This is a genomic window from uncultured Halopseudomonas sp. (assembly GCF_963977355.1).
In the GTDB taxonomy this organism is placed as follows: Bacteria; Pseudomonadota; Gammaproteobacteria; order Pseudomonadales; family Pseudomonadaceae; genus Halopseudomonas.
Genome location: NZ_CAXBOV010000052.1, coordinates 1 through 4,910, shown reverse-complemented (window position 1 = coordinate 4,910; position 4,910 = coordinate 1). Strand labels below are relative to the sequence as shown.

At 54.1% G+C, this 4,910-nt stretch carries 6 protein-coding genes; 2 read left to right on the top strand and 4 right to left on the bottom strand.

Annotation, left to right across the window (positions count from 1 at the left end):
* Positions 1–616 precede the first annotated feature (616 nt).
* The 3 genes from AAC076_RS17180 to AAC076_RS17170 form a co-directional block, all read right to left on the bottom strand.
* A complete protein-coding gene (locus AAC076_RS17180; RefSeq protein WP_339848048.1) occupies positions 617–1,291 on the bottom strand; it encodes a hypothetical protein in 675 nt (224 codons plus the stop codon).
* Between the two features lie 14 nt (positions 1,292–1,305).
* On the bottom strand, positions 1,306–1,944 hold the full coding sequence (locus tag AAC076_RS17175) for a HupE/UreJ family protein (RefSeq protein ID WP_339848050.1): 639 nt from the start codon (positions 1,942–1,944) through the stop codon (positions 1,306–1,308).
* Positions 1,945–2,092: 148 nt separating this feature from the next.
* The gene (locus AAC076_RS17170; protein ID WP_339848046.1) at positions 2,093–2,452 is read right to left on the bottom strand and encodes a hypothetical protein; all 360 of its coding nucleotides are present in this window, start codon (positions 2,450–2,452) and stop codon (positions 2,093–2,095) included.
* 79 nt (positions 2,453–2,531) lie between these two features.
* Between AAC076_RS17170 and AAC076_RS17165 the strand changes: the two genes are divergently transcribed.
* Complete coding sequence (locus AAC076_RS17165) at positions 2,532–2,810, top strand: metal-sensing transcriptional repressor (RefSeq protein WP_022961454.1); 279 nt, start codon at positions 2,532–2,534, stop codon at positions 2,808–2,810.
* Between the two features lie 13 nt (positions 2,811–2,823).
* On the top strand, positions 2,824–4,125 hold the full coding sequence (locus AAC076_RS17160; RefSeq protein ID WP_339848044.1) for an MFS transporter: 1,302 nt from the start codon (positions 2,824–2,826) through the stop codon (positions 4,123–4,125).
* Positions 4,126–4,166: 41 nt separating this feature from the next.
* On the opposite strand, the gene AAC076_RS17155 is transcribed toward AAC076_RS17160, so the two are convergent.
* On the bottom strand, positions 4,167–4,784 hold the full coding sequence (locus tag AAC076_RS17155) for a tyrosine-type recombinase/integrase (protein WP_022961456.1): 618 nt from the start codon (positions 4,782–4,784) through the stop codon (positions 4,167–4,169).
* Positions 4,785–4,910 lie beyond the last annotated feature (126 nt).

Here is a 4,910-nt window from a genome sequence, read left to right as displayed (position 1 = left end):
CCTCGGTGCCTCGATTATAAGGCCTGGAGGTGTCTACGAAACTAGGGGCGATTCAAAGTGAATCGCTCCTGCTTTTTTAGACGTCCTGTGACCGCTTTTGGCCTCCAGCACCCCGTGGGGAGGATCTACTCCCGGCGGTCAACAGCTGTCTCAGGATTTGGTTTCAGCATACCTGATTGGCCTAAGGACTATCACGCCGTCAATCAATTCTATAGTTAGTGAATCACCGGGACCGACGCCCATTCCTGCAAGGACGTTTGGCGGGAGCTCGACAATGAGACCCCCGGTGTCATCGCCGGAATCTTGGCATCTCACAATCGTCCGTACTGATTCGCTCATGGGAAGTTCGCCTCACTCTCAGCCACTGCTTTACCGAAATCGATATCTTACGCTAGACGGCATGCGATCGGCCAATAGCAGCCAGTCGCATCAGGCAGAAAACAACCCGAAGCTTACGTTGGGGAAAGGCAAAACTTGCCAAAAGCGGACAATGGCCCAAGAGGTGTGAAGGAAGCTTTCAATTATCCACCAGAGCACACGTTTATGGCCACCAAGCCAAGCCAGCCTCAATTCGAGACTGGCCTGGACGTGACGGCACCTAATCAGGTCTTCTGCTTCACATCGCCCGCTTTAACTCACCGTAGTTACCACTAGTGCGAAGCACCAGCGTGACATCCTCATTATTCCGATTACGGAAAAACCATCCATGATTGCCGGTGAAAGCCGCCTCCAGCTCACCTTCATCTTCTGCGACGCCACGTCCTTTCTCGTAAGAGATGGACTGGCCCCCGCCGTCACCGTGAGTATCGAAGTTGACCGGGCCGCCCTCGGATATCCAGTGAAAGCTAGCTACCGCACCTTCTTCCATGGTTAGTTTGAATTCAGTGCCTTCGCCAGGGGTAAGCACGACACGCACTTCGTCCTGCCATTCAGGCTGTGCATCATCTGCCGGAGCAGGTGTCGCGACCACTGGTTCAACCTGTGGCTCAGGGGCAGCTGTTGCCCCCTGAACCGGTGCCGGCTCTGATGTGAGCTCCTCATAAGCGGAAGGTATTGCCGTCAACTGCGCGGCTTCATCCGCTGCGGCTTCTTCGGCAAGCTGCTGCTTTATCTCACCCATCTCAGTCAAACCGAGCAGGCGGCCTACACCGGTCGGATCCAGTGCGTACTCCGCTGGCATGACCACGGTCACCAGAAGCGCCAGCGCGACCATTGCGGAGATGATTGTAGAACGGATCAGCTTTGCGGTGCTGGGTAGTTCAGCGCGGGAGGGCATATCGGTGTTATACATAAATTTCTCCGGAATTAAGCAATAAAGTAGCCGGTGAGCTGATAGCCGATGAGCAGAAAGCCTGCACCCATCATGGCCACGTTGGCGGTATAGGCGTGATGGAAGAAGCCTTCAGTCTTGCGCCAGAAGCTCATCACAATCAGGATCATGGCTAGAGCAATGAGCTGACCCATTTCTACGCCGACATTGAATGCGAGCAGGTTTGGGACCAGTCCATCTGGGGAGATGTCGTACTCAATGATCTTCGACGACAGGCCAAAACCGTGAAACAAGCCGAAGATCAATGTCGCGGCCTTGGTGTTGGGCTGAAAGCCGAACCACCGCTGGTACGCGCCGAGGTTATCCAGCGCCTTGTACACCACCGAAAGTCCGATTATCGCGTCGATGATGTAGCTGTTGATGCCGATGTTGAAATACACACCCAACAGCATGGTGAGGGAATGCCCAACAGCAAACAGGCTCACATAGATGGCGATGTGTTGCATACGGTAGAGGAAGAAGATCACTCCCAAGAGAAACAGCAGGTGATCATAGCCGGTGACCATGTGCTTGGCACCGAGGTACATGAACGCGATCAGGTTCACCCCGGTGATTTCCTGAATATATCCCTTGTCGCCCTCGGCGACAGCGTGGGCCAGCACATCGGCGCTCATACCAAGCAGGCCGAGTGTCAGGCATATCCAGAACAGACGATGTCCGCCCGTGCCAGCACGCGCACGCCTACGGCCGTCAAACAAAATTGACAACATAAAGACTCCAAAAATTGGTTTAAAAAGTTGCGTTGCAGCGAGACTCAATCAGTCAGGACGCTTTGGGCGGACGCTCGAGGCGGTAGCGAAAACTTCGAGGGGAATCGCCGGCCTGGGAAGGCAGTTGCCTGACTGACATCCAATGGCCAGAGACAGGCCGGATCGTCGGATGGTCTAAGGATTCGTGACTGTGATTGCTGGAGTCGTGATGCACATGCTCCTCTGACTCCTCATCAACATCATCGTGGCTGTGGGAGTGGGAGTGGTCAGAATGCCCGCCTGACGCCTCACCAGCTAGCTCAGCAAGGCCATGGGATGATGCTTCACCCACTACAGACAGCGACATGCCAGACAATGCCAGCAGCATGACGACAATCGGAATCAGCATTTTGCGATGGAGGGCCGTGATCATCAGTCAGCTTGTTGGCAAGAGTGTTGGATTAATAGGATTCTAAAGCATACCATCCCCCCCAGGGGGATAGGAATTAGAAATGACAGGCGACCATATGCACGAATCACATCCGGACATCATTAAGCGTCTTAAGCGCGCGCAGGGTCATCTTGCCAGCGTCATCAATATGATTGACAGCGGCAGACCCTGTCTTGAACTGGCACAACAGTTACATGCGGTGGAAAAGGCGATCCAGCAGGCGAAGCGGGTATTGGTGCAGGACCATATAGAACATTGCCTTGATGCCGCGATAGGGCCCTTAGAATCCGAACAACAAAGCCGTATTGATGAGTTCAAAGCCATAGCCCGTTATCTCTAAACGATGGTAAGCAATGCTTGATATCCTGAAGCACCGCACATACCGACATCTGTTCTTCGCGCAGGTCGTTGCGCTGCTGGGAACCGGTCTGGCAACCGTCGCGCTGAGCATCGTCGCTTTTAATCTGGCAGATGACGAAGCAGGCAAGGTGCTGGGCACCGCCATGGCCATCAAGATGGTCGCTTATGTATTGATAGCACCCTTGGCTTCGGCACTGGCAGAGAACGTACCGCGCCGGGTGATGCTGGTCTTTCTGGATTTGGTCCGTGCTGCGATCGCCCTTGCTTTGCCCTTCGTCACTGAAATCTGGGAAGTATATCTACTGATCGCAGTGCTTCAATGCGCGTCAGCCGCCTTCACACCCATCTTTCAGTCCACCATCCCGGATGCGCTGCCGAATGAGGCTGATTACACTAAAGCCTTATCGCTATCGCGGCTAGCCTATGACATGGAAAATCTGGTTAGCCCCGCGTTAGCAGCATTGCTACTGGTGTTCACTAGTTGGCAGGCGCTGTTCTCTGGAACTGTCATTGGGTTCATAGCATCAGCGCTGCTGGTGACTTCGGTGCTTATTCCTTCCGGCATCAAATCGGAGAAACGTAGGGGCGTTTATGCGCGTGCCCGGCGGGGGTTTGAACTTTTTACAGCAACACCTCGTCTTCGTGGGGTTATAGCATTGAACTTGGTCGTTAGCCTGGCAGGGGCGATGGTCATCGTAAATACAGTGGTACTGGTCCAGGGTCAGTTCGGCCTGACCGAGCAGCATACAGCGATGGCTTTTGCTGCATTTGGTGGTGGCTCGATGCTGGCCGCCTTGGCATTACCGGCTCTGCTGCAGCGATGGCAGGATCGTCAAGTCATGCTGACGGGGGCGGTCATACTCATTTCCGGATTAATTGTTGCGCTCCCCGTAAACAGCTTGGCCTGGCTTCTACCGGTGTGGGCCTGGCTTGGCATCGGCTTTTCTGCCGCGCAAACACCGATCGGCCGGCTACTGACAAGGTCCGCCCATGGCCAGGATCGGCCGGCTGTTTTTGCTGCACAATTCTCGTTATCGCACGCGGGCTGGCTGATTGCGTACCCCCTGGCCGGTTGGCTGGGGGCTTTTGCAAGTATACAGATCACCCTTTTGATACTAGCTGGTTTAGCGGTAGTTGCTTTGGTCTCAGCCATCAAACTCTGGCCAGCTAACGATCCGATAGAACTACTGCATCAACATGACGCCCTGACGGAAGACCACCCACACACTGCCTCGTCTGGGCGTGAGCATGCACACCCATACATCATCGACAGCTTGCATCCGAAATGGCCGTGATAATGCCGCAGGAGGCGCCAAGCTTTTCCCGAAGACCTATACTAAGCTTCGGTCTGCTCAGCCATCTCGATAGCATCGTCGATCTCTATGCCTAAATACCTAACGGTGCTCTCTAGCTTCGTGTGACCCAGTAGCAACTGCACGGCTCTGAGATTTTTCGTTCTGCGGTAAATCAGTGTTGCCTTGGTGCGTCGTAGCGTGTGAGTACCGTACATAGCAGGGTCAAGAGCAATCGACGTTACCCAAGCCTTGACGATCCGGGAGTATTGCCTAGTAGAAAGATGCTCTGAGCTATGCAATCTGCTCGGGAACAGGAAGTCGTTGCTACGCAATTGGGCGTGATGCATCCAAGCCTCGAGCGCTGTTCGGGTTTGGCCCGTGATTTCAAACTGAACAGGCCGATGCGTTTTCTGTTGCGTTACAATGGCTCGGGACAAAACGTGCGCGCCGTGCGCAATATCGCGGACCCTGAGCTTTGTTAAATCACAGGCGCGCAACTTGCTGTCGATGGCCAGATTGAAAAGAGCTAGGTCTCGGGTGTTCTCCGCAATCTGAAGCCTTACTCGGATGGACCAAATGTCTTGAAGCCGAAGCGGTGCTTTCTGCCCGACGAGCTTGCCCTTATTCCAAGGCTCGCGAGAAAAGTTAGTGGTGTTCATAGCTTATCCTCCACGTCATGGAAGATAACAATGAAGCCTCAGAAGCTTGGACGCTATTGGCCAAGTTATGCCGACACGAACTGTCCGCTTTTGGCCCAGAGTGTGTAAAAACACTTTTCGCATGTT